25 protein-coding genes are annotated in these 23,836 nt (G+C 72.0%); 9 read left to right on the top strand and 16 right to left on the bottom strand.

Annotation, left to right across the window (positions count from 1 at the left end):
* Nucleotides 1-37: 37 nt before the first annotated feature.
* The 4 genes from BR85_RS01230 to BR85_RS01215 are packed head-to-tail and all read right to left on the bottom strand — an operon-like array spanning nt 38 to nt 3,057.
* Nucleotides 38-1,111: a sulfate/molybdate ABC transporter ATP-binding protein gene (locus BR85_RS01230; RefSeq protein WP_231478542.1), complete on the bottom strand. Its 1,074-nt coding sequence runs from the start codon at nt 1,109-1,111 to the stop codon at nt 38-40.
* Nucleotides 1,108-1,911 (bottom strand): ABC transporter permease, encoded by an 804-nt coding sequence (locus BR85_RS01225; RefSeq protein WP_036272104.1) that lies wholly within the window; start codon nt 1,909-1,911, stop codon nt 1,108-1,110. Before BR85_RS01225 ends, BR85_RS01230 begins: the two co-directional genes overlap by 4 nt.
* Nucleotides 1,908-2,663, bottom strand: coding sequence for a molybdate ABC transporter substrate-binding protein (gene modA / locus BR85_RS01220; protein WP_028494872.1), 756 nt, complete (start codon nt 2,661-2,663; stop codon nt 1,908-1,910). The genes BR85_RS01225 and modA overlap by 4 nt, the downstream gene beginning before the upstream one ends.
* Nucleotide 2,664: 1 nt before the next feature.
* The gene (locus BR85_RS01215; RefSeq protein ID WP_028494871.1) at nt 2,665-3,057 is read right to left on the bottom strand and encodes a TOBE domain-containing protein; all 393 of its coding nucleotides are present in this window, start codon (nt 3,055-3,057) and stop codon (nt 2,665-2,667) included.
* Nucleotides 3,058-3,154: 97 nt separating this feature from the next.
* On the opposite strand from BR85_RS01215, the gene BR85_RS01210 reads away from it, so the two are divergent.
* The 6 genes from BR85_RS01210 to BR85_RS01185 are packed head-to-tail and all read left to right on the top strand — an operon-like array spanning nt 3,155 to nt 7,082.
* A complete protein-coding gene (locus tag BR85_RS01210; RefSeq protein ID WP_028494870.1) occupies nt 3,155-4,255 on the top strand; it encodes a ThiF family adenylyltransferase in 1,101 nt (366 codons plus the stop codon).
* Entirely contained in the window at nt 4,252-5,493 is a 1,242-nt protein-coding gene (locus BR85_RS01205; protein WP_028494869.1) for a molybdopterin molybdotransferase MoeA, read from the top strand. The genes BR85_RS01210 and BR85_RS01205 overlap by 4 nt, the downstream gene beginning before the upstream one ends.
* A 29-nt stretch (nt 5,494-5,522) precedes the next feature.
* Nucleotides 5,523-5,990: a cyclic pyranopterin monophosphate synthase MoaC gene (gene moaC, locus BR85_RS01200; protein ID WP_028494868.1), complete on the top strand. Its 468-nt coding sequence runs from the start codon at nt 5,523-5,525 to the stop codon at nt 5,988-5,990.
* Nucleotides 5,987-6,589, top strand: a complete 603-nt coding sequence (gene mobA, locus BR85_RS01195; RefSeq protein ID WP_036272102.1) for a molybdenum cofactor guanylyltransferase — start codon at nt 5,987-5,989, stop codon at nt 6,587-6,589. Before moaC ends, mobA begins: the two co-directional genes overlap by 4 nt.
* Nucleotides 6,586-6,852 (top strand): DUF6457 domain-containing protein, encoded by a 267-nt coding sequence (locus BR85_RS01190; RefSeq protein ID WP_028494867.1) that lies wholly within the window; start codon nt 6,586-6,588, stop codon nt 6,850-6,852. Before mobA ends, BR85_RS01190 begins: the two co-directional genes overlap by 4 nt.
* Nucleotides 6,849-7,082, top strand: a complete 234-nt coding sequence (locus BR85_RS01185; RefSeq protein WP_028494866.1) for a MoaD/ThiS family protein — start codon at nt 6,849-6,851, stop codon at nt 7,080-7,082. The genes BR85_RS01190 and BR85_RS01185 overlap by 4 nt, the downstream gene beginning before the upstream one ends.
* Before the next feature lie 32 nt (nt 7,083-7,114).
* On the opposite strand, the gene BR85_RS01180 is transcribed toward BR85_RS01185, so the two are convergent.
* From BR85_RS01180 to BR85_RS01150, 7 genes are all read right to left on the bottom strand, one after another.
* Complete coding sequence (locus BR85_RS01180) at nt 7,115-7,543, bottom strand: molybdenum cofactor biosynthesis protein MoaE (RefSeq protein WP_028494865.1); 429 nt, start codon at nt 7,541-7,543, stop codon at nt 7,115-7,117.
* The gene (locus BR85_RS01175; protein WP_028494864.1) at nt 7,540-8,019 is read right to left on the bottom strand and encodes a MogA/MoaB family molybdenum cofactor biosynthesis protein; all 480 of its coding nucleotides are present in this window, start codon (nt 8,017-8,019) and stop codon (nt 7,540-7,542) included. Before BR85_RS01175 ends, BR85_RS01180 begins: the two co-directional genes overlap by 4 nt.
* 4 nt (nt 8,020-8,023) lie before the next feature.
* On the bottom strand, nt 8,024-9,577 hold the full coding sequence (locus tag BR85_RS01170) for an SDR family oxidoreductase (protein WP_028494863.1): 1,554 nt from the start codon (nt 9,575-9,577) through the stop codon (nt 8,024-8,026).
* A 68-nt stretch (nt 9,578-9,645) separates the two neighbouring features.
* A complete protein-coding gene (locus BR85_RS01165) occupies nt 9,646-11,952 on the bottom strand; it encodes an FdhF/YdeP family oxidoreductase (RefSeq protein WP_028494862.1) in 2,307 nt (768 codons plus the stop codon).
* 22 nt (nt 11,953-11,974) lie between these two features.
* Complete coding sequence (locus BR85_RS01160; protein WP_028494861.1) at nt 11,975-13,846, bottom strand: helicase HerA-like domain-containing protein; 1,872 nt, start codon at nt 13,844-13,846, stop codon at nt 11,975-11,977.
* 5 nt (nt 13,847-13,851) lie between these two features.
* Nucleotides 13,852-14,541: a phosphatase PAP2 family protein gene (locus BR85_RS01155; protein ID WP_051526103.1), complete on the bottom strand. Its 690-nt coding sequence runs from the start codon at nt 14,539-14,541 to the stop codon at nt 13,852-13,854.
* A 21-nt stretch (nt 14,542-14,562) separates the two neighbouring features.
* A complete protein-coding gene (locus tag BR85_RS01150; protein ID WP_174799875.1) occupies nt 14,563-15,894 on the bottom strand; it encodes a multidrug effflux MFS transporter in 1,332 nt (443 codons plus the stop codon).
* 213 nt (nt 15,895-16,107) lie between these two features.
* Here BR85_RS01150 and BR85_RS01145 point away from each other — a divergent pair, with 213 nt between their 5' ends.
* On the top strand, nt 16,108-16,812 hold the full coding sequence (locus tag BR85_RS01145) for a DUF3105 domain-containing protein (RefSeq protein WP_028494859.1): 705 nt from the start codon (nt 16,108-16,110) through the stop codon (nt 16,810-16,812).
* Nucleotides 16,809-17,501: a DUF305 domain-containing protein gene (locus BR85_RS01140; protein ID WP_051526102.1), complete on the top strand. Its 693-nt coding sequence runs from the start codon at nt 16,809-16,811 to the stop codon at nt 17,499-17,501. The genes BR85_RS01145 and BR85_RS01140 overlap by 4 nt, the downstream gene beginning before the upstream one ends.
* 97 nt (nt 17,502-17,598) lie before the next feature.
* Here the strand turns inward: BR85_RS01140 and BR85_RS01135 are convergent, their stop codons facing one another.
* From BR85_RS01135 to BR85_RS01125, 3 genes are all read right to left on the bottom strand, one after another.
* On the bottom strand, nt 17,599-18,570 hold the full coding sequence (locus tag BR85_RS01135; RefSeq protein WP_028494857.1) for a carbohydrate ABC transporter permease: 972 nt from the start codon (nt 18,568-18,570) through the stop codon (nt 17,599-17,601).
* A complete protein-coding gene (locus BR85_RS01130; protein ID WP_081782628.1) occupies nt 18,567-19,922 on the bottom strand; it encodes a carbohydrate ABC transporter permease in 1,356 nt (451 codons plus the stop codon). The genes BR85_RS01135 and BR85_RS01130 overlap by 4 nt, the downstream gene beginning before the upstream one ends.
* Nucleotides 19,923-20,039: 117 nt before the next feature.
* Nucleotides 20,040-21,347 (bottom strand): ABC transporter substrate-binding protein, encoded by a 1,308-nt coding sequence (locus BR85_RS01125; RefSeq protein WP_424960585.1) that lies wholly within the window; start codon nt 21,345-21,347, stop codon nt 20,040-20,042.
* A gap of 282 nt (nt 21,348-21,629) precedes the next feature.
* Between BR85_RS01125 and BR85_RS01120 the strand changes: the two genes are divergently transcribed.
* On the top strand, nt 21,630-22,667 hold the full coding sequence (locus BR85_RS01120; protein WP_028494854.1) for a LacI family DNA-binding transcriptional regulator: 1,038 nt from the start codon (nt 21,630-21,632) through the stop codon (nt 22,665-22,667).
* A gap of 63 nt (nt 22,668-22,730) precedes the next feature.
* Here the strand turns inward: BR85_RS01120 and rplL are convergent, their stop codons facing one another.
* Nucleotides 22,731-23,111 carry a 50S ribosomal protein L7/L12 gene (gene rplL / locus BR85_RS01115; protein WP_028494853.1) on the bottom strand — a complete coding sequence of 127 codons (381 nt, stop codon included), beginning with the start codon at nt 23,109-23,111 and terminating at the stop codon, nt 22,731-22,733.
* A gap of 47 nt (nt 23,112-23,158) precedes the next feature.
* Nucleotides 23,159-23,647, bottom strand: a complete 489-nt coding sequence (gene rplJ, locus BR85_RS01110) for a 50S ribosomal protein L10 (protein ID WP_028494852.1) — start codon at nt 23,645-23,647, stop codon at nt 23,159-23,161.
* Between the last annotated feature and the right edge of the window lie 189 nt (nt 23,648-23,836).

The raw sequence follows: 23,836 nt of genomic DNA, 5'->3' as shown, positions 1-23,836 counted from the left end.
CCGCACGATCTCCGCCGTTAGGCACCGCGGTGCGGGGTCAGGCGGGCAAGAGGCGGACGGCGTCGACGTCCAGCCGCAGCCGGACGGGCCGGCCGGCGGCGAGGCCCAGCTCGGCGACGAGGTCCGCCGGCAGGTCGACGGCGACGGCCGGCTCCGCCGTGTGCACGCGGATGCCGGCGACCGTCTGCTCGAGCCGGGACACGCGGCCCACCCACTCCCCCGGCGCGGCGGCGAGGCGGAGGGCACCGGTCCCCGTGCCGTCCGGGAGCGTGTCGAGCCGCACCGCGCCGGGGCGGAAGAGCGCCACGGCATCGCCGGCGGCCGCGCCCCGGGCGGGCAGGGCGAGGCCGCCGGCCCGCCACCATCCGTCCACGACCGCCCCCACGACCCGGTTGAGCCCTGCGACCACGGCGCCGAACGCCGTCGCGGGGGCCGTGAGCACGTCCCGCACCGTGCCGCGCTGCGTGACGCGCCCGTCCTCGAGGAGCACGAGGGTCTCGGCGAGCGCGGCCGCGTCGACGGCGTCGTGCGTCACGAGCACGGTGGTCGTGTGCGCGGCCGGCAGCTGCTCGGCGAGCATCGCCCGCACGCCGCCGGCGGTCTCCGGGTCCAGCGCCGTGAGCGGCTCGTCGAGCAGCAGGACGGCGGGGCGCGTCGCGAGCGCGCGCGCCAGCCCCACGCGCTGCTGCTGCCCCCCGGACAGCTCCCCGGGCCGGTGCGGCCCGGACCCCGGAAGCCCGACCCGCCACAGCCATTCGTCGGCCTCCGCACCGGCATGCGCGCGGTCCAGGCCCCGCGCCCGCAGGCCGAACGCGATGTTGTCGCGGGCGCTGAGGTGCGGGAAGAGGTGCGGGTCCTGCCCGAGCAGCACGACGCCTCGGCGCTGCGGGGCGATGTGGCTCCGCCGGTCCGACACGATCCGCTCCCCGACGCGGACGTGCCCGCGCGGAAGGCGGAGGACACCGGCGATCGCCGCCAGCATCGTGGACTTCCCGGCGCCGCTCGGGCCCATCACGGCGAGCGTCTCGCCGGGCCGCGCGGCGAGCGAGGCATCCAGCGTGAAACCGCGCCGCTCGAGGACGGCGTGCACGTCGAGGGCCGCGCCGCTCACCGTGCTGCCCCCGGCCGCCACGCTCGCACGAGCAGCAGCACCGCCACGGCGGTGACGAGCAGCAGCAACGACAGCGCGACCGCGGTGCCCTGCGAGACGCCGGCACCGTTGAAGGCGGTGTAGATCGCGAGGGGCATCGTCTGCGTGACGCCCGGCGCGTTCCCGGCGAAGAGCGCCGTGGCACCGAATTCACCGACGGCGCGCGCGAAGCACAGCACGACGCCGGCGACGAGGCCGGGCGCGGCGAGCGGCAGAGTGACACGGGTGAGGATGCGCCACCGCCCGGCCCCGAGCGAAGCCGCCGCCTGCTCGTAGCCGACCCCGGTGGAGCGCAGCGACGCCTCGAGGGCGAGCACGAGGAACGGCAGCGCGACGAACGTCTGCGCGAGGACGACCGCCGTCGTCGTGAACGGGATGCGGATGCCGACCTCCGTGAGCGCCGGGCCGAGCCAGCCCGACCTGCCGAACAGGAACAGCAGGGCGACACCGCCGACCATCGGGGGGAGGACGAGGGGGACGGTCACGAGCGCGCGCAGCACGGCGGCCGTGCGGTTGCCCGCGCGGGCGATCAGGAGCGCGAGCGGCACGCCGAGGAGGATGCACAGTGCGGTGGCGACGAGGCCCGTGCGCATCGAGAGGGCGAGCGCCTCCAGCGCCGCCGGCGAGGTCACGTCCTGCCACAGGGTGTCCCAGCGCACGCGGCCGACGAGCGCGGCGAGCGGGACGACGAGCAGCGCGAGCCCGAGGACGGCGGGGGCGAGCAGCACCTGCGGCACGAAGCCGCGGTCGGCGCGTGTCACGGCGCCCCGAATCCGCGCGCGGCGAGCACCCGCTGGCCGGCCGGACCGCGGACGAATGCCACGAAGGCGGCGGCGTCGTCCGGCTCCGACGCCCCGGAGAGCGCGGCGATCGGGTAGCGGTTGACGACCGCGTCGACCCCGGCCGTCGCGACGGTGTCGATGTCGCCGCGGCCGGCGGCATCCGTCACGTAGACCAGGCCCGCGTCCGCCTCGCCCGCCGCGACCTTCGTCAGCACGGCCGTGACGTTCTGCTCGTAGCTGTCCACCGCCGCGGTGATGCCCGCGCCGGCCAGCAGCCGGTCGGCGGCGGCGCCGCACGGCACCTCGTGCGCGCACTGCACGATCACCGGATCCGCGCGCGCGAAATCCGGCAGCCCGGTCACACCGGCGGGATTTCCCGCGGGCACGACGACGGTGAGGGTGTTCGTCGCGAAGACGGTCGCGGGCGCCGCGAGCCCGGCATCCACGACCTTCTGCATGTTCGGCTCGTCCGCCGACGCGAACACGTCGGCGGCGGCTCCTTCGATGAGCTGCGTCGCGAGCGTCGACGAGCCGTCGTAACGGATCGCGTCCACCGCGACGCCCGGATGCTCCTCCTCGAACAGGTCGGCGATCTCCTCGAACGCGCCCTGCAGCGAGGCGGCCGCGAAGATCGTCAACCGGGTGTCCTCGCCGACCGTGGCGCGGGGCGTGGCCGCGCAGCCGGCGAGCGCGAGCGCGCACGCCGCCAGGAGAACCAGTCGCCGGGGCACCTCAGCCCCGCGGGGTCTCGACGATGACGTTCGTGGCCTTGACGACGGCGACCGCGAGCGATCCGGGCTCGAGCCCGAGCTCGGCGACCGCCTCGGCCGACAGCAGGGAGACGACCCTGTGCGGTCCGGCCTGGATGTCCACCTGCGCCATGACGCCGTCCACCTGCACGCGCGTCACGAGCCCGACGAACCGGTTCCGGGCGCTGGAGAGCGCGTCGGTGGGGTCCGATGCCGTCCGCGCGAGCTCGACCGCGTGCGCGGCGAGCGCGTCGCCGGGGATGCGGGCCGGCGACTCCCCCGTCGCCGGGAGCGTCCCCTGGTCGACCCAGCGGCGCACGGTGTCGTCGCTGACGCCGAGCAGGCGTGCGGCCTCGGAGATGCGGAACGCGTCCATACGGCGACGCTATCACCGCATGTGCGGCGCTTGACAGGATATTTCGCCGCATCTGCGGTCCCGCGCCGACACTGCGCGCCGGGATTACGCTGAAGGGATGCCGCTGCCCCCGCTCGTCGATCCCGTCCCGGCGCTGTCCGCGGGCGAGAGCGCGCGCACGGCACGGCACCGCGCCCTCGCCGGTCTCGGCGACATCGGCCAGCGGCGGCTCGCCGCGGCCCATATCGCCGTCATCGGCGCCGGCGGGCTCGGGTCGCCCGCGATCCTCGCGCTCGTGGCCGCAGGGGTCGGCAGCGTCACGGTCATCGACGACGACATCGTCGAGCACACCAACCTGCAGCGACAGGTGCTGCACCGCCTCACTGACATCGGCGCCGCGAAGGTCGACTCCGCCGTCCGCGTGGCGGAGGATCTCTCCCCCGAGACCGTGGTGCACCCGGTCCGCGAGCGTCTCACGGCCGGCAACGCCGCGACGCTGCTGCGGGGCGCCCACCTCGTGATCGACGGCAGCGACACGTTCGAGACCCGCGCGGCCGTCGCCGGGGCGTGCGAGGAGCTCGGCATCCCGCTCGTCTGGGGGGTCGTGCAGGAGTTCCATGCGCAGGTCACCGTGTTCTGGTCCGCCCCGCCCGCCGGCACCGCCGCCGTGCGCCTCCGCGACCTGCACCGGCCCGACGAGGTCGGCGAGCTGCCGACCTGCTCCGCCGTCGGCGTCCTGGGCGCGCTGTGCCTTCAGGTCGGCGGCCTGCTCGCGGCGGAGGCCGTCAAGCTCGTCACCGGCATCGGCGAACCCCTCCTCGGCCGGGTCGCCGTGATCGACGCCCTCGCCGGCACGCAGCGCGACGTGCCGCTGCGCGCCGCGACGGGCGCGGCCGCCGATCCGCCGCCGGCGGACCCCGCGCCCGCGCGGGAGGAGATCCCGCACGTGACGGCCGCCGAGATGCTCGCCGCGCAGGAGGCGGGCGCGACCCTCCTCGACGTGCGGGAACCCTTCGAGACGGCGACCGGCATCGTCGGCGGATCGGTCCTCATCCCCCTCGCGGACTTCCTCGCCGATCCCGGGCAGATCGACGAGGGCCCCGTCGTCGTCCTCTGCGCGCACGGCATCCGCGCGCTGCGGGCCGCCGAGGTCCTGCGGGGCCGCGGTGTCGCGGCGTCCGTCCTCGCCGGCGGGCTCGCGGCCTGGACACCGGCATGACGGGCCTCCGCACGGTCGAGGAGCAGCAGGCGACGGTGCTGGCCGCCGTGCACCCCCTCCCCGCCGAGACCCTGCCGCTCGGCGCCGCCGCCGGTCGCACCCTCGCGGCGCCGGTCCGTGCGGCCGTGGACATCCCCGCGTTCGACAACTCCGCGATGGACGGGTTCGCCGTGCGCGCGGCCGATGTCGCACACGCCCGCGCGGAGCAGCCGGTCCCGCTTCGCGTCGTCGCCGATCTGCCGGCCGGCACCCCCGACGACCCGGCGCTGTCCCCCGGCGAGGCCGCCCGCATCATGACCGGCTCGCCCGTGCCGACCGACGCGGATGCCGTCGTCCCCTTCGAGGACACCGTCGGAGGGCTCGCGGACTCCCTCGACACCGTCACCGTCCTCGCGGCACCGCGCGCCGCCGCCCACATCCGACGCCGCGGCGAGGACGCGCGCACCGGCGACGTCATCCTTCCCGCGGGCGTCGCGCTCGGCGCCTGGCAGCTCTCGGCGGCCGCCGCCGCCGGCGTCGCGGAGGTCGAGGTCGCGCGCGCCCCGCGGGTCGCCATCGTCTCGACCGGCAGCGAGCTCGTCGAACCCGGCCGCCCGCTCCGGCGCGGGCAGATCCCCGAGTCCAACAGCATCCTGCTCGCCGCGCTCGCCAGAGCCGCGGGCGGCGACGTCGTGGCCAGGGAGAGCGTCGACGACGACGGCGAGGGCCTCCGCACCGTTCTCGCGGCCGTGACCGGCGGACCGTCGCCCGCCGACGTCGTCGTGTTCTCCGGCGGTGTGAGCGCGGGCGCGTACGAGGTGGTCAAGAACGAGCTGGCCGGCACGATGGCGTTCAGCAAGGTCGCGATGCAGCCCGGCAAGCCGCAGGGGTTCGGCGTGCTGCCCGGCGGCACCCTGCTGTTCGGCCTGCCCGGCAATCCCGTGAGCGCCGCGGTGTCGTTCGAGGTGTTCGTCCGTCCCGCGCTCCTGGCCCTGCAGGGACGCACCGACATCGCCCGGCCGGTGCTGCAGCTGCCGGCGGCCGCGGCCTGGCGCACGCCCCCCGCCCGCCGCCAGTACCTCCCCGCCGTCATCGACCGGACCGACCCGTCCCGCTGGACCGTGCGGCCGGCGAGCGCCGGCGGGTCGGGCTCGCACCTGGCCGGAGGCCTCGGCGCCGCCGAGGCGCTCGCGGTGGTGCCCGCCGAGACGGATGCCGTCGCCGCGGGCGACTTCGTCAACGTGCTGCTGCTCGGCTGACCCTCCGCCGCCGGTGTCATGCTGGGGGCATGGGTTTCACGCATCTGGATGCCGCGGGCCACGCCCGCATGGTCGACGTCACCGCGAAGCAGCCGACGGTGCGCTCCGCGACGGCGCGCGGGTTCGTCCGCTGCGCGCCGGAGATCGTTGCCGCGCTGCGTGACGGGGCGGTCCCGAAGGGCGATGTGCTCGCGGTGGCACGGATCGCCGGCATCCAGGGGGCCAAGCAGACCCCTGCCCTCCTGCCCCTCGCCCACGTCATCGGCGTGCACGGCGCGACCGTCGATCTCCTGGTGACCGACGACGGCGTCGAGATCGAGGCGACGGTCCGCACGGCCGACCGCACGGGCGTGGAGATGGAGGCGCTCACGGCGGTGTCGGTGGCCGCCCTCGCGGTCGTCGACATGGTCAAGGGCATGGACAAGGCCACGGCGATCGAGAGCGTGCGCCTGACCCGCAAGACCGGCGGGAAGAGCGGGGACTGGGAGCGCCCGTGACGCCGCACGGCGCCATCCTGCTGGCGGGAGGCCGGGCGACGCGGATGGGCGGGGCCGCGAAGCCGCTCCTCGACGTCGGCGGCCGGACGCTCCTGCAGCGCGCGATCGACGCGACGCGGGGCTGCGCACCCGTGACGATCGTCGGCGACCCGGTCGCCGGCGTGGACGGCGCCCAGTGGGTCCGCGAGGACCCGCCGTTCGGGGGACCGGCGGCCGCCATCGTGGCGGCGCTGGACACCTGGGACGACGACCCGGAGTGGACCTTCGTCCTGGCATGCGACCTGCCGGGCGTCGTCGCCGCCGCCGCACGCCTGCGCCGCGACCTGCCGCTGCTCCCGGCCGACACGGACGGCGTCTGCCTCGGCGATGCCGGCTCCCGTCCGCAGTGGCTCACCGGCCTGTACCGCACGGCGCCGCTCCGCCGCGCGACGGCATCCCTCCCCGATCGCGGCGACGGCGCGTCCGTGCGCGCGCTCCTCGACGACCTCGCGATCACCGTCCTCGCGGCGCCCGCGGCGGAGACCGACGACGTGGACACGTGGGAGGATCTGAAGCGGGCCCGCACCCGGCTGGGCGGGCCGGAAGCGGAGCGATCGTGAGCGAGCGGACACTGCCCCCCGAGGCGCTGGACGAGTGGGCGGCCGCGCTGTGCGACCTGCTCGGACTCGGCCCCGACGACCTTCCGGTGGCGCTCATCCTGGATCTCGCCCGCGATGTCGCCAACGGCGTCGCGCGCCCGGCGGCGCCGCTGAGCGCCTTCGCCGCCGGTCTCGCCGCCGGCCGCGCGGGCGGCTCCCGCGCCGACACGGAGGCGGCCGTCGCCGCCGTCACGACGCGCGCGCAGGGCTGGGCCGACCGGTGATCCTCGTCCGCTACTTCGCCGCCGCGGAGGAACGCGCCGGGGTGGCGGAGGAGACCCGCGCCGAGGCGACGCTCGGCGCGCTGCGCGTCGCGCTGGCCGCCGAGCGGCCGGGGCTCGCGGCGATCCTCCCCCGCTGCGCCGTGCTCGTGGACGGGGCACGGGTCGACGATGCGCATCCGCTCGCCGCCGGCACCACCGTCGACGTGCTGCCGCCGTTCGCGGGCGGCTGATCCCGTCGCGCGCCGGGGGGCGCACAGCGACGTCAGCCGCCGATGCCCTTCCACGCCGTCGTGCCGTCGGCCTCGATCTGCCGCTTCCACACCGGCAGCTCGCGCTTGACGGCCTCGATGACCTCGCGGCACACGGCGAAGGCCTCCGCGCGGTGCGGGGCGGCGACGGCGATGACGACGGCGGCGTCGCCGACGCTCAGCCGCCCGACGCGGTGACTGACGGCGACGATCGCCCCGGTCTCCCCGATCGCGCGCATCGCGATGCCGTGCAGCGTGGCCTCGGCGTCGGGATGGGCGGAGTACTCCAGCGCCACCACGGTGCCCTGCGCGTCGGGGTCGTGGTCGCGGACCCGGCCGAGGAAGGTCGTGACGGCGCCGGCACGGTCATCGTCGACCGCCGCGAGGTGCGCGGCGAGATCGAGGGGCTCGTCGCCGATCCGGGCGAGGCGGACGGGGTTCATGCGTGGTCCTCCCCCGCGAGCTGACCGATCGTGTGCGCGGCGACCTCGACGATAAGGGGCATGCCGGATGCCACGGCGCGGGGCGAGCCCGGCAGGTTCACGATGAGCGCGCCGGATGCCACGCCCGCAAGGCCCCGGGACAGCAGGGCGGTCGCCTTCTCCGTCGCGCCGCGACGCCGGAGCTCCTCCGCGATCCCCGGCACGTCTCGCTCGAGCACCCGGGCGGTGCCTTCCGGCGTCCGGTCGCGCGGCCCCACCCCCGTGCCGCCCGTCGTGACGATGAGGTGGGCGCCGCGGCCGAGGGCGTCGCGCAGCGCCTGCTCGACGGCATCCGCCCCGTCCGGGACGGTGACGGCGTCACCGCACGCATAGCCGGCGTCGCGGAGCGCCGCCACGGCGACGGGGCCGGCGGCATCCTCCCGCTGCCCCGACGCGGAGCGGTCGGACACGGTGATCACGACGGCGGTGCGGCTCATCCCTTCAGGGTAGTTCCGCGGGGGACCTGCGCAGGTCCGCTTCGGCGGCCGCCGTGATGCGGTTCGCCATGCCGCGGAACACGAACCCGTGGAACGGCAGCACCGCCAGCCAGTACAGGCGCCCGGCGAGACCGCGCGGGAAGAACACGGCGCGCTGGTCGTAGCGGGAGCCGGTGCCGTCGGGTTCGACCTGCAGGTCGAGCCACGCGAGACCCGGCACCTTCATCTCCGCCCGCAGGCGCAAGAGGCGCCCGGGCTCCACGGCCTCCACGCGCCAGAAGTCGATGGCATCGCCGACGGCGACGCGGGTGCGGCTGCGACGGCCGCGCCGGAGGCCGACGCCGCCGACGAGCCGGTCCATCCACCCCCGGATGGCCCACAGGATCGGCGAGGAGTACCAGCCGTTCTCACCGCCTATGCCGGCGATGACGGCCCACAGCCGCTCCGGCGACGCGGACGTGCCGGCGGTGCGCACGTCGGTGAAGACCGTCCGGCCCGCCCACTCCGGGTCGCTCGGCAGCGGATCGCTCGGCAGCTGCGCGAACTCGGTGTCCTGCCAGCTGGTCTCGATCGCGTCGCCGTCCACCCGCCCGAGCGCGAGCGCCACCGCACGGCGGTACGGGGTGAGCCCGCCCTCGGGCTGCGGGATGATCGCGTCGACGTCGTGGTCGTCCATGACGCATTCGTTCTGCAGCGAGGCGATGAGCGGGCGGGCGATCGCGCGGGGCACGGGGGTGACGAGGTTCACCCAGTGCGAGGCCAGACCCGGCGTGAGGACGGGGAGCGCCGCGATGGCGCGCTGCGGGAGTCCCGCCTCGACGGCGTACCCGTTCATCATCTGGCCGTAGCGCAGCACATCCGGGCCGCCGATGTCGACGGCCCGGTTGACGTCGGGGTCGACGCGCGCGGCGCCCAGGAGGTAGTGCAGCACGTCGCGGACGGCGATCGGCTGGATGTGGTTGCGCACCCACTTCGGCGCCGGCATGTACGGCAGCACCTCGGTGAGATGGCGGATCATCTCGAACGATGCCGAGCCGGAACCGATCACGACGCCGGCCTGGAGGACGAGGCTCGGGACGCCGCTCTGCAGGAACACCTCGCCCACGTGCACGCGGGAGCGCAGGTGCGGGGAGAGCTCGCCGGCACTCGGATGCAGACCGCCGAGGTACACGATCCGCGCGACGCCGGCCTCCGCGGCCGCGCCCGCGACGGTCCTGGCGGCACGGAGGTCGGCGGCCTCGAAGTCGGCGCCGGCCGCCATCGAGTGGATGAGGTAGTACAGCACGTCGACGTCCGCGACGGCGGCGGTCACGGCATCCCGGTCGTCGGCGGAACCCTCGACGACCTCCACGTCGTCGCCCCACTCGAAGGCGGAGATGCGCGCGGCGTCGCGTGCGAGCACCCGCACGCGGTAGCCGGCGTTGCGCAGGCGCGGCACGAGGCGACCGCCGATGTACCCGGTGGCGCCGAGGACGAGCGCGCGCGGCGCCTCGCCGTCCGGGCGCGGGATCGCGCGGAGGGCCGTTTCGCGGCCGGTCGGGATCGAGGGTTCGCTCATCCCGGCACGCTACGCGGGGTGGCTGGGATCGCGCAGGGTGTTGCGTCGCCGGCGCGCGGCGGGTATGCCTACGCCCGCCGCTCCAGTCGGACGATGACGGCCTTCGACGTCGGCGTCCCCGAGACGTCGGCGACCGACTCGAGCGGCACGAGCACGTTGGTCTCCGGGTAGTACGCCGCCGCATTGCCCCGCGGGGTCGCGTACGGCACGAGCCGGAACGCCTCGGCCCGCCGCTCCTCCAGCCCGCCCGCCCCGTGCCACTCGGAGACGAGGTCGACGACGTCCCCGTCCGCGAATCCCAGGCCCATGATGTCGTCCGGGTGGATGAGGACGACGCGTCGCCCGCCGCGGATGCCGCGGTAGCGGTCGTCCTTGCCGTAGATCGTGGTGTTGTACTGGTCGTGCGAGCGCAGGGTCTGCAGCAGCAGGCGCCCCTCCGGGATCCGCGGGTACTCGAGCGGGTTCGCCGTGAACCGGGCCTTCCCGTCGACGGTCGCGAAGCGGCGTTCGTCGCGGGGGCCGTTGGGGAGGAAGAAGGTGCGACCCTTCTGGATGCGCCGGTCGTAGTCCTCGAACCCGGGGATCACGTTCTGGATGTGACCGCGGATGCCGGCATAGTCGCCCTCGAGCGCCGCCCAGTCCGCGTGCGGGGCGGCGGGGTTCTCGGCGAAGACGAGGGCGCAGAGACGCGCGATGATGGCGACCTCGCTCAGCAGGCCCTCGGCCGGCGGCGCAAGGCGACCGCGGGAGGCGTGCACGGCGCCCATCGAGTCCTCCACCGTCACGCGCTGGTCGGTGCCGCCGCGGCGGTCGCGGTCGGTGCGGCCGAGCGTCGGCAGGATGATGGCGCGCCGGCCCGTGACGACGTGCGAGCGGTTGAGCTTCGTGGACACCTGGACCGTGAGGTCGATGCGCCCCATCCCCTCCTCCACGACGGCGGTGTCGGGGGTCGCGGAGACGAAGTTGCCGCCCATGCCCAGGAAGAAGCGCACGCGGCCCTCGCGCATCGCGCGGATCGCCGCGACGGTGTCGTAGCCGTGTGCGCGGGGCGCGGCGAAGGAGAACTCGCGGTCGAGGGCGGCCAGGAACTCCTCGGACGGCTTCTCGTAGATGCCGACCGTCCGGTCGCCCTGGACGTTGGAGTGGCCACGCACCGGGCAGACGCCGGCGCCGGGCCGCCCGATGTTGCCCTGCAGCAGCAGCACGTTGACGACCTCGCGGAGGGTCGGGACGGAGTGCTTGTGCTGCGTGAGCCCCATGGCCCAGCAGACGATCGTCGAGCCGGAGCCGCGGACGATCTCCGCGATGCGGCGGAGCTCGGCCTCGTCGATGCCGGTGGCGGCCTCCAGCTCGGGCCAGACGGCATCCGCCATCGCCTGCCGGTACGCGTCGATGCCGCTCGTGTACTGCGCGATGAAGTCGTGGTCGAGGATCCCGCCGTCCCGCTCCTCCACCTCGAGCAGGTGCTTGCCGATCGCCTGGAACAGCGCCTGGTCGCCGCCGAGGCGGATCTGCACGAACTCGTCGGCGAGGGTCGTGCCGCCGAGCATCACGCCGCGGACGGTCTGCGGGTTGTCGAAGCGGATGAGGCCTGCTTCCGGCAGCGGGTTCACGGCGATGATCCTCGCCCCGCGCTGCTTGGCCTTCTCCAGCGCGCCCAGCATGCGCGGATGGTTCGTGCCCGGGTTCTGCCCGGCGACGATCAGCAGGTCGGCGTCGTGGATGTCCTCGATGGAGACGGTGCCCTTGCCGATGCCGATGGTCTCCGTCAGCGCAGACCCCGACGACTCGTGGCACATGTTGGAGCAGTCCGGCAGGTTGTTCGTGCCGAGGCCCCGCACGAGCAGCTGGTACAGGAACGCCGCTTCGTTCGAGGTGCGCCCCGACGTGTAGAACACCGCGTCGTCCGGGCTGTCGAGATCCTTCAGAGCGTCGGCGATCGTCGTCAGCGCGTCGTTCCAGGAGATCGGCCGGTAGTGGGTGGCGCCCTCTTCCAGGATGACGGGATGCGTGAGCCGCCCCTGCTGGCCGAGCCACCAGTCGTCATGAGCACGGAGCTCGTCGACCGAGTGCGCCGCGAAGAACTCCGGGGGAACGCGCCGCAGCGTCGCCTCCTCGGCGACGGCCTTCGCGCCGTTCTCGCAGAACTCGGCGAGGTGACGCTTGTTCTCCTCGGGCCACGCGCACCCGGGGCAGTCGAAGCCGTCCTTCTGGTTGACGCGCAGCAGCGTCTCCACACTGCGCGTGATGCCCATCTGCTCCTGCGAGATCTGCAGGGCGTGCAGCACGGCGGGGACGCCGACCGCGTGGTCTGCGGGGGATGTGACCCGCAGCTTCCGCTCGTCGATGTCGGTGGTCGGAGCCTTCCTCGCCATGGCTTGATCGTACGCTGGGCGGTCAGCGCCGGCCGGTGCCGAAGACGCCGCGGATGACGCTCGTGAGGATCGTCTGCGTCGCCTTGGAGCCGAGGATCTGGTCGATGGGCGACTTCTCCGTGCGACGCGTCGTCCGGGTGGTTCGCGACGTGCCGCCAGCGGCCTTGAGGAGCCGGTCGTACTCCTTCTGCCGCTCTTTCGCCTCGCGGTCGAGCTGCTTCTGGATAGCCGCCTGCTGCGTGGCGAACTCGGCATCCGCCTTCGCCTTCTCCAGTGCCGCCTGCTCGGCGGCGGCCGCCTGCTCCGCCGCGTGCATCTTCGCCGCGAGGATCTCGCGGGCGGACTCCCGATCGATCGCGGTCCCGTATTTCGCGAGCAGCGGCGAGGCCTTCACGGCGCGCTCGATGTCGGGGTCGGGGGTCGGCGACATGAGTCCCTGCGGCGCGCGCAGCCTCGTCCAGGCGACGGGTGTCGGGGCGCCCTTCTCGCTCATGACGGTGACGATGGCCTCGCCGGTGCCGAGCTCCTGCAACGTGCGCTCGAGGTCGTAGCCGGACTTCGGGTAGGTGCCGACGGTCGCGCGCAGCGCCTTCGCGTCGTCGGGAGTGAAGGCGCGGAGCGCGTGCTGCACGCGCGACCCGAGCTGTCCGAGGACGTCGGAGGGGACGTCCTTCGGGGTCTGCGTGACGAAGAAGACGCCGACGCCCTTGGAGCGGATGAGGCGGACGGTCTGCACGATCGCGGAGAGGAAGTCCTTCGACGCGTCCTTGAAGAGGAGGTGCGCCTCGTCGAAGAAGAACACGAGCTTGGGCTTGTCGGCATCCCCCACCTCGGGGAGGATCTCGAACAACTCGGCCAGCAGGTACATGAGGAAGGTCGAGAAGAGCGCGGGCTTGTCGACGACGCCCGGGACCTCCAGCAGCGAGATGATGCCCCGCCCGTCCGCCGCAGTGCGCAGGAAGTCGCGCACGTCGAACTCCGGCTCGCCGAAGAAGACATCGGCCCCGTCGTCGGCGAACGTGATGAGCTCGCGCAGGATGACGCCGGCCGTCGCCGATGACAGGCCGCCGAGCCCCTTCAGCTCGGGCTTGCCCTCGTCGCTCGTGAGATAGGTGAGGACGGCGCGGAGATCGGAGAGGTCGACGAGGGCGAGGCCGCTCTCGTCGGCGTAGTGGAAGACGAGGCCGAGGCTCGACTCCTGCGTCTCGTTGAGGCCCAGCACCTTGCTCAGCAGCAGCGGGCCGAACCCGGAGACGGTGGCGCGGACGGGCACGCCCTTGCCGATGCCGCCGAGGGCGAAGTACTCCGTCGCCGAGGCCTCCGGCTTCCAGTCCTGCCCGAGGGCCGCGGTGCGCGCCAGCAGCTTGTCGTTGGCGGTTCCCGGGGTCGCGACGCCCGACAGGTCGCCCTTGATGTCGGCGGCGAACACGGGGACGCCCTTCGCCGCGAGCTGCTCGGCGAGGCCCTGCAGCGTGCGGGTCTTGCCGGTGCCGGTGGCGCCCGCGACGAGGCCGTGCCGGTTCATCATGGCCAGCGGGATGCGGATCTGCGCCGTCGGGTCGGGATCACCGTTGACCAGCGCGCCGAGGTCGAGCGTCTCGGCCTCGAACGTGTAGCCCTTCACGATCGCCGCGACCTGCTCCGGATCGAGCGGGCCGGTCTCCCCGGTCACGCCCGCGGCCGGGACGTGCGCCGCCGCAGGCTCGGCCGCGGCCGGCTCCGCCAGGGCACCGGCAGCTGCTCGCGCCGCCTCGGCCTCCGCCGCCGCCAGCGCGGCGCGTGCCTGGGCGGCCTTCAGCTGGGCCTCGGCGGCTTCCGCCTCGGCGCGCAGGCGCGCGAGCTCGGCGGCGGCGACAGCCGGATCGGACGCGGCGGAGGCTGCGGAGTCGGTCATGCCGCTCAGCCTAGCGACGCGCCCCGTTCGCGCTGCAGGAACATCGACGTCCGCGCCGCGGCGCGCTCGCGCTCCTGGAGGATCGGGATCGTGAAGGCGGCGGCGACCACGAGTGCGGCGCCGGCGCCGAGGATCGCGCCGCCGACGGTGTCGCTGAACCAGTGGGCGTGCACCTGCGTCCGGCTGAAGCCCATCAGCAGCGTCCAGACGAGACCGGCGACGAAGACCCACACGCGCGGGAAGATGATCACGAGCAGGACCGCCATCGTCGCCGCGTTCGCCGTGTGGCCGGACGGGAACGAGCCGTGATCGGAGATCACGAGCATGTCCTCCGGTCGCGCCCGGCCGAAGGCGCTCTTGAGCACCTGCACCAGGCCGGCGCTCAGGGCGGTCGCGACGAGGAACATCAGCGCGCTCCACGGCCGGCGCGCGAGGACGAGCGCGACGGCGACCCCGAGCGGCACGGCGTAGGTGGCGAACCACCCGCCGCCGAGGAAGTTCATGAGCAGCGAGAACGGCCGGATGCCCTGGTAGAACGTGCCCACCAGGGTGTTCCACCATCCGTCGATGTCGAGGATGTCGGTGCCGAGCGCGATGAGGATGCCGAAGAGGAATCCCACGACGAGAAGCGCGAGACCTCCGACGAGCCAGCGCAGGCCATGGGTGATCTCGAGATCGGTCGTCCGCGTCGTCATCGACCCATCATGCACGACGCACTACGGAGCGAGGCGCTCGACTGTCCGGGGACGCACGATGAGCCACAGCGACAGCACGCCGATGACCGCGCAGCCGACCATGACGGATGCCATCGTCGTCGCGGTGATGGCGGAGTCCTTCGCGATCCAGCCGACGAGCGGGGTGATGAGGCCCGCCACACCGAAGTTCGTCGCGCCGATGATGGATGCCGCGGTGCCGGCGGCCTTGCCGTGCCTGTCCAGGGCGAGCACCTGCACGCACGGGAACGTGAAGCCGCACGCGGTCATGAAGACGAAGAGCGGGATCATGGTCCCCCAGACCCCGAGGTCCAGCTGATCCGTGACGATGATGGCGGATGCCGCGAGGACGAGCACGGCGGTCGAGACCGACAGCACCCACTGCGGCCCGAACCGGGCCGCAAGACGTGACGCGCTCTGCACGCCGATCACGACGCCGACGGAGTTCGCGGCGAACAGCAGGCCGTACTGCTGCGCGTCGAAGCCGTAGCTCTCCTGGAAGAGGAACGACGACGCGGAGAGGTAGGAGAAGAGACCGGAGAAACTCATCCCGCCGATGATGAGGACGCCGATGAAGACGCGGTCCCGGAAGACGCTGCGGTACCGCTCGAGGACGGTCGTCGATCCCGCCTCATGCCGGCGCGCCTTCGGCAGCGTCTCCGGCACGAACAGGACGGCGGAGATCAGCATGACGGCGCCGTACAGCGCGAGCACCACGAAGATGCCGCGCCACGGCATCACGGCCAGCAGCGCCGAACCGATGAGCGGGGCGACCACCGGGGCGACGCCGGACACGAGGGCGAGCCGGCTCAGCATGACCACGAGGCGGCGACCGCCGAACAGGTCACGGACGATCGCCATGGCGACGACGCCGCCGGCGGCGGCTCCCATGCCCATCGCGACGCGCGCGACGCTCAGCAGCTCCAGGCTGGGGGCGAGCGCGGCACCCGCGCTCGCGAGGACGTGCAGCGCCGTCACGGCGAGGAGCGGGATGCGGCGGCCGACCTTGTCGCTGAGCGGGCCGACGATGAGCTGGCCCAGGGCGAACCCGATCATCGTGCCGGTGAGGGTCAGCTGGATCGCCGCGGCCGAGGTCCGGAAGTCCTCCTGCAAGACGGGGAACGCGGGCAGGTAGAGGTCGACCGTGAACGGACCGAGGGCCGTCAGAGCGCCGAGCAGGATGATGTACAGCACCCGTCGCCGGGTCGACAGCGCGTCGCCGGGGTGCAGGACGACGGGCGCGGTCGCGGGGTCGCTCCCGAGCGTGCGGATGGCGCCGGTGGGCGAGGGCTTCTGTCCCGGCGTCGGGAGGCGGATCGTATCGGTGTCGCGCACGGCGTGGCCATTTCCGGTGGGGCCGCCGGACACCCGACGAGCTGAAGAGGAGGGGTCGAAACGATTCGACCGACCTATGTTACCGGAGCCATCGGGGCCCCCGGGCGCCAGCGCGCGCCGATTCCACGTTCCCAGCCCTCACACACATGCTGTTGCATAGACTCGTGGTGCCCGCACCTGCCGGTCGGGCGCCCCTAGCCGAGATCGCAGCAGATGACCCCGACTTCGAAGCGCACCAGCGGAAACCCCGCGACGCAGGCGCAGATCAGCACGACCGTCAAGCAGCAGCGCGAGCAGCAGAAGCAGCAGAAGCTCGCGGAGTATCAGCGCCAGCTCGCCAAGCGCCGCCGCAGCAAGCTGACCTGGTGGGTCGTCGGCACCGCCGCCGCCGTCGTCGTCATCGCGCTCGTCGTGGCCTCCTATGTCCTCACCCCGCGTCCGGTCTCGCTCGATCGCGGAGACGGCGACGGCTCGTCGATCACCGGTGTGGAGACGTACTCGCACACCGCGAACCACGTCGACGGCGACGTCGACTACGAGCAGACCCCGCCCGCCGGCGGCGACCACAACGCGATGTGGTTGAACTGCGGCGTCTACACGCAGCCGGTGCCGGACATCAACGCGGTGCATTCGCTCGAACACGGCGCCGTGTGGGTCACGTACGACCCGGCCGTCGTGGGCGAGGCGGAGGTCGAGGCGCTCAAGGCTCAGCTTCCCTCGACCTACACGATCCTCTCGCCATACGAGGGGATGGACTCCCCCATCGCCCTGAGCGCCTGGAATGCGCAGCTCACGGTGACGGATCCCTCCGACGAGCGCATCGGCGAGTTCCTCGCCGCCTACTGGCGCAACGTCAACGGCCCGGAGCCCGGCGCGGCCTGCACCGGCGCGCTGGACGCGCCCGGAAAGCAGTCGTGACCGACGCACTCGCGACCGACGACCAGCGGCCTGTCCGCGTTCTGCCGCCATGGTGGGCGGTGCTCCTGGTCGCCCTCGGCATCGCCGGCGTCGCCTTCGCGATCGGCCGGTTCTCGACGTTCGACGCCGCCCCCGTCACGCCGGGCACCGACTCGGCGGAGGCGGGGTTCGCCCGCGACATGCAGGTCCATCACGCCCAGGCCATCGACATGGCCATGACGATCTACCGCAAGACCGCGGATGAAGACATCCGCGCCCTCTCCTACGACATCGCGACCGGCCAGTCGGCGCAGCGGGGCGAGATGTTCGACTGGCTCGTGCAGTGGGGGCTCCCCCAGGCGGGCGGCCCGACGATGGCGTGGATGTCGGCATCCGACGGCGGGCACGGCCACGGCGCCGGCGCTGATGCCGGCGACGAGCTCGACGAAGACGGGGCGCGTGAGGCGATGGGCATGGCGACGGAGGCCGAGCTCACCGAGCTCGCGCAGGCGGGCGGCACCGAAGCGGACTGTCTCTTCCTGGGCCTGATGATCCGGCACCACGAGGGCGCCATCCCGATGGCCGACGCCGTGCTGGAGCTCGGTTCCGAGCCGCGCACGCTCGCGGTGGCGGAGGCGATGAAGAACGCGCAGCAGTTCGAGATCGACGCGATGACGTCGATGCAGCAGCGCCTGTCCTGCAGCGCCTGACCACGCCTCTGGACGCCGCTGCACGCACGGAAGCGGCGGCGCAGCGCACTCCCCATCGCGCGCCGCACCGCCGCTGACCCGAGCGGAACTTCTGAGATCAGCCCTTCGTCGCGCCGGCGAGGAGGCCTCGCACGAAGAACCGCTGCAGCGCGAAGAACACGATGAGCGGCACGAGGATCGACAGGAACGTGCCCGCGGACTGCAGGAACCACTGGTTGCCCCACGTCCCCGACAGAGATGCCAGGGATTGGGTCATGGGCAGCGACGAGGATGGTGCGAAGATCGTCGCCACGAGCAGGTCGTTCCACACCCAGATGAACTGCAGCACCGCGAACGACGCGAGCGCGGGGGCAGCGAGCGGCAGGATCATCCGGAAGAAGATCTGTCCGTGTCCGGCGCCGTCCACGCGTGCCGCCTCGATCACCTCGGACGGGATCTCCGCGATGAAGTTGTGCAGCAGGAACACCGCGAGCGGGATCGAGAAGATCGTGTGCGCGATCCAGATCGTGGCGAAGCTCTGGTCCACATCACGCAGTTCGAGGCCCGGGAAGATCGACACCCCGTTGATCGTCAGGCCGCGGGAGAAGAGACTCAGCAGCGGCACGAGCGCCATCTGCAGCGGGACGATCTGCAGCGCGAACACTCCGACGAACAGGAGGTTCTTGCCCTTGAAATCGATCCAGGCGAACGCATAGGCCAGGAGGGATGCAACGGCCAGCGCGAAGAACACGACCGGAATCGTGATCGCCAGCGAGTTGAGGAAGGACTGCCCGAGGGTCAGCGTCGTCCCGCCGGAGGTGAGGGCGAGCCGGTAGTTCTCGAAGGTGAAATCCGGGTCGACGAACACCGTCCACCAGCCGGTGGACTGCGTGTCGGCGCCGGGCCGGAACGAGGTGACGAGCAGCCCCAGCGTCGGGATCGTCCAGAGGAAGGCGATCGCGATGGCCGCGATCGTGGCGCCCTTGGACGTCAGGCGCTTCTGCGCCATCTTCTCGTGCTTGCGCGTCTCGCGCGCGACCTGCCGAGCCGTGCGCGCATCGGCGACCGGTTCGATGACCCCGACGCTCATCGGATCTCCCTCTGCTTACGGATCTGGATCACGTTGAAGACGATCAGCGGGATCACGAAGATGAACAGCACGACAGCGAGCGCGGCGGAGTGGCCGTAGCTCTGGAAGCGCTGCTGCTGGTTGACCATCTCGAACGCCAGCACCGTGGTGTCCGAGCGGCCGCCCGTCATGACGGCGACGATGTCGTAGACCTTCAGCGCGCCGATGGCGACGGTGGTGACCACGACGACGATCGAGGAGCGGATGCCCGGGACCGTGACGTTGCGGAAACGCTCCCAGGCGTTCGCGCCGTCCAGCGAGGCCGCCTCGTTCTGCTCCGTCGGCACCGCCTTGACGGCAGCGGAGAGGATGACCATCGCGAGACCGGTCTGGCTCCAGATGAACACCACGAGCAGCAGGAACGTGTTGACGAGGGGCTGCGCGGCGAGCCACGACACCGGCTCACCCCCGAACGCCGTCACGATGGCGTTCAGGAGACCGACCTGCTGCTCCTGCCGGTAGTCGTAGATGAACTTCCAGATGATGCCGGCACCGACGAACGAGATCGCGAACGGCATGAAGATGAGCACCTTGAGGATCTTCTCGCCGCGTGCCCGGTCGATGAAGACCGCGTAGGCGAGTCCGATGACGGTCGCCACGAGCGGCGCCACGATCACCCAGATGATCGAGTTGATGACCGACCAGAACCCCTGCGGGTTCGTGAACGCCCAGACGTAGTTCTCGAGCCCGACGAACTCCTTGCCGGTCTTGTCGAAGAACGACTGGACGACGGTCGCGATCGCGGGGTAGATGAGCCCGATGAGCAGCAGGATGGCGGCCGGCGCACCGAAGAGGATGAGCTGGAACAGATAGCCGGCCCCCTGGCGGGAACGGTAGTCGGCGTAGAACAGTGCGCCGCCGAGGATGATCGCGATCGCGAGGACGTAGATCACCGCGTTCTGGTACGGGCGCAGGAGCATGAACGCGATCACCGGGAGGAGGAAGCACGCCGCGAGCCGGAGCCAGAAGTAGAACCGGCCGGGCCTGGGCGCGTACTCGATCAGCAGCAGGAGCAGTCCGACCACGGCGCCGAAGACGAGGAGGACGAGGGGGATCTGGACGAGGGGTCCCATCCCGCCGAGCCATTGGAAGAAGGAGTTCAGCGAGAAGCCGAGCGAGGTCGGCCGCGCGCCCTCGACGGGTTCGCGCGTGACCATGAAGAGGAAGAGCGCCACCACGAGGATGAGGGCGATCGCGACGACGAGTGTCGTCCGGCGTTGCCTGCGCGCCAGACGGGCGTGCGCGCCGGCCGCGTCGGCGTCAGCGGTGACGGCGGCCTCCGCCGGGCCGGGCGCCTGAATTGTTCCAGTCATGAGTGCCTTCCGAGTTCTTCACTGGACTCCGGGAGGGCCGCGCCGTGAGAGCGCTGCCCGGGGGTGCGACGGGGCCGCTCGCTGTCGCGAGCGGCCCCGTGCATGTGCCTGCCGACCTCAGTTCTCGTAGCCGGCCTGGATGTCGCTGAGCACCGTGGCGGTGTCCTTGCCGTCGATCCAGTCGACCATGCCGCGCCAGAACGAACCGGAGCCGACGGTGGCCGGCATCAGGTCGGACGCGTCGAAGCGGACGGTCGTGTTCGGGTCCTGCAGGAGCTTCATGGCCTCCTGGAGGAACTCGCTGCTCGCGAGGCTCGGGTCGGCGTTCAGGTTCGCGGAGATGTTGCCACCGAGACCCACGCGGGTGTCCGCCCACTCAGCCGTCGACATGTACTCGAGCACCTTGACGGTGGCCGCGTCGTCGGAGAACGCCGTGACGAACTCGCCGCCGACCTCGATGGTCGCCGCGTCCGCCTCGAAGCCCGGGAGCACGAAGGCGTAGACGTCGCCGTCCGGAGCGACGACCGGCGTCTCACCGGCTGCCGTCTGCACGTCGAGGAAGTTCGCCGACAGGAACGACGCCTGGTGGGTGAGCGGGCAGCTGCCGTCCGCGACCTTGGCCGCGACGCCGCCGAAGGCGGTGGAGTTGATGCTCGCGACGTCGCCGAATCCGGCGTTGACCCACTCCGGGTTCAGGAGGATCTCGCCCACGGCGTCGAATGCGTCGGCGATCTCGGGGTCGGTGAACTTCACGTCACCGGCGACCCACTGGTCGTAGACCTCAGGGCCGGACTGACGCAGGACGAGGTCCTCGATCCAGTCGGTCCCCGGCCAGCCGGACGCCGCCTCGGACTCGAAGCCGGCGCACCAGGGCGCCTTGCCGGTCTTTTCCTGGATGGTCGTGGTGAGGGCGAGCATCTCGTCCCACGTCGTGGGAACCTCGACGCCCCATTCCTCGAACGACGCCGGCGAGTACCAGACGTAGCCCTTGATGTTGGCGAGCATCGGCGCCGTGTAGAAGACGTCGTCGAACGTGCCGTACGCCTTCCAGTCGGGGGACCAGTTCTCGTCGACGTTCTTCTCGACGCCCTCCGGGGCCGGCTTGACCTCGCCGGTGTCCACGAGGGTCTTCAGCAGACCCGGCTGCGGGACGATGGCGATGTCGGGGGCGTCGCCACCCTGCACCTTCGTGACGATGTTGCCCTCGAACGCCTTGTCACCGGTGTACTCGACGATGATGCCGGTGTCCTCGGTGAACGCGTCGAAGGACTTCTGCATGTTCTCGGCTTCGATGCCGGTGATGCCGCCGGAGATGCGGACGGTCTCGCCTTCGAGCGAGGCGCCGTCTGCGGGTTCGTCACCGCCTTCGGCGCAGCCGGCGAGAGCGATGGTCGTCACGGCTGCGACGCTCAGCGCCGCCAGCATGTGCCGCCGCCGAGGCGATCGGATTGAAGTCATTTGTTTCCTCCTCAGTGCTGCGGAAGGGGCGGACGCCCATCCTCCGCGTCAAAACGTAGGGAACCGTTTCCATGCTCACGCTAGGGGATCGGCGGACGCGGCACAATTCTCGGATCATCACAACTCGGTAAATGCCGCCACGAGGGTGGCGAAGACGGCGTCTACGCGTCACAATATCCCTGGAACCGGTTCCACAAATGCGACTCCCCGTCGCCGCGGACCGGGTCCCGGAACAGCCGAGGAGGACCGATGGCGGGAATCGCCGATGTCGCACGCGCTGCGGGCGTGTCGAAGGCGACCGCCAGCCGCGCCCTGACCGGTGCCGGGTACGTCTCAGAGGCGACGCGCACCCGCGTGCAGCACGCCGCGAAGGAGCTCGGCTATGTGCCGACGACCAGCGCGGTGAGCCTTGTGACCGGCCGCACCCAGACGATCGGCGTCGTCGTGCCGAACCTCGACCGGTGGTTCTTCGCGCAGGTGCTCGGCGGCGTGCAGGAGGCTCTCCTGGAACGCCGGTACGACCTGGCGCTGTACAGCGCCCCGCCGGAGTCCGACGCGCGGCGCGAGATGTTCACCCACTTCTTGGCCCGCAAGCGCTTCGACGGCGTCATCGCAGTCGGCATCGAACCCACGGCCCATGAGCTCGAGCGACTCGTCGATTTCGGGAAGCCCGTCGTGAGTGTCGGCGGCTACGACGCCGGCACGAGCGCCGTGTCGATCGACGACCACGCCGCCGCGCGGATCGCGACCGAGCACCTCCTCGGTCTCGGCCACCGCGAGATCACGTTCCTGGGCGGCGACCCGGACGGCCGGCAGATGAGCTTCGGAGACGCGCGGAGGCTCGCGGGCTACCGGGCGGCGATGGAGGCGGCGGGTGCGCGGGGCGGCGGGCGCCACATCCCCTCCGAGGTCACGATGCCGGGCGGGTACGGCGCGGCCGTCGAGCTGCTGGGCGACCGCCTCACGCGGCCGACCGCGCTCGTCGCGGTGTGCGATGAGGTCGGTGTCGGAGCGATCATCGCCGCGCGACGGCTCGGCATCCGCGTACCGGAGCATCTGAGCGTCGTGGGGATCGACGACCACGAATACGCCGATATGTTCTCCCTCACGACACTGCAGCAGAAGCCGGACCAGCAGGGACGCACCGCCGTCCGGCTCCTGATGGCACAGCTCGAGGACCCCGCGACGCCCGGCAGCCACACGTACGAGCCGTCGCCGCTGATCATGCGCAACTCGACCGCCGCGCTCGACGACGCCACATCGGCGATCGTCACCATCGGACGCTGAGGCGCCTCGGGGACGACGAAGGCCCCCGGGTGAACCCGGGGGCCTTCGTGATGTGGAGCGTGATTACTTGAGGGTAACCGTCGCGCCGGCCTCTTCGAGAGCGGCCTTGGCCTTCTCTGCGGCCTCCTTGTTGGCGCCCTCCAGGACGGCCTTGGGGGCACCGTCGACGACGGCCTTGGCCTCGCCGAGGCCCAGCGAGGTGAGCTCGCGGACCGTCTTGATGACCTGGATCTTCTTGTCGCCGGCAGCCTCGAGGATGACGTCGAAGGAGTCCTTCTCCTCAACCTCTTCGGCAGCGGCGCCGCCGCCGGCGCCGGCCACGGCGACCGGGGCCGCAGCGGTGACGTCGAACTTCTCCTCGAACGCCTTCACGAACTCGCTGAGCTCGACGAGGGTGAGGTCGGCGAACTGCTCGAGCAGCTCGTCAGTGGTGAGCTTCGCCATGATGTATCTCCTAGTTTGTGGTTTGTGGGAAATCAGCCGCCGGTCGCTTACGCGGCCTGAACGGTCTCCAGCTTTTCGCGAAGCGCGTCGATGGTGGCCGCAGCCTTGCCCATCGTCGCCTTCATCATGCCCGCCGCCTTCGCAAGCAGAACCTCACGGCTCTCGAGCGAGGCGTACTTGTTGACCTCGTCGGCGGTGAGGGGGTTGCCCTCGAACACGCCGCCCTTGATCACCAGAAGCGGGTTTGCCTTGGCGAAATCACGCAGAGCCTTCGCGGTGGCGACGAAGTCGCCGTGCACGAACGCGACGGCCGACGGACCCGTGAGGTCCTCGTCCAGCGCCGTGATCCCCGCGTTGTTCGCGGCGATCTTGGTCAGCGTGTTCTTCACCACGGCGTACTGCGCGTCCTGACGGATGGTGTTGCGCAGCTGCTTGAGCTGGGCAACCGTCAGACCGCGGTACTCGGTCAGCAGAACGGCGTTCGAGTTCTCGAATGACTTCGTGAGCTCGGCAACCGATGCATCCTTCTGCGCCATGGTCACTCCTTATGTGTACGTGACGCTCCGCGATGGCGGGGCGCCGGCCGCAGACCTCTGAACAGCAAAAAAGCTCCGGCGCAAGCGCACGGAGCTGAATTCCGGAGAATCTTCCTGTACACCTGCGTGGGCCCCTGCGATGCAGAGCTTCGATCGTCATGCGCATGCGCGCACACCGATGACCGACGG

It is taken from the genome of Microbacterium sp. UNCCL10, assembly GCF_000746195.1.
Lineage (GTDB): Bacteria > Actinomycetota > Actinomycetes > Actinomycetales > Microbacteriaceae > Microbacterium > Microbacterium saccharophilum.
Note: the sequence above shows the minus strand (reverse complement) of the source record. Positions and strands in the feature narration are given on the sequence as shown.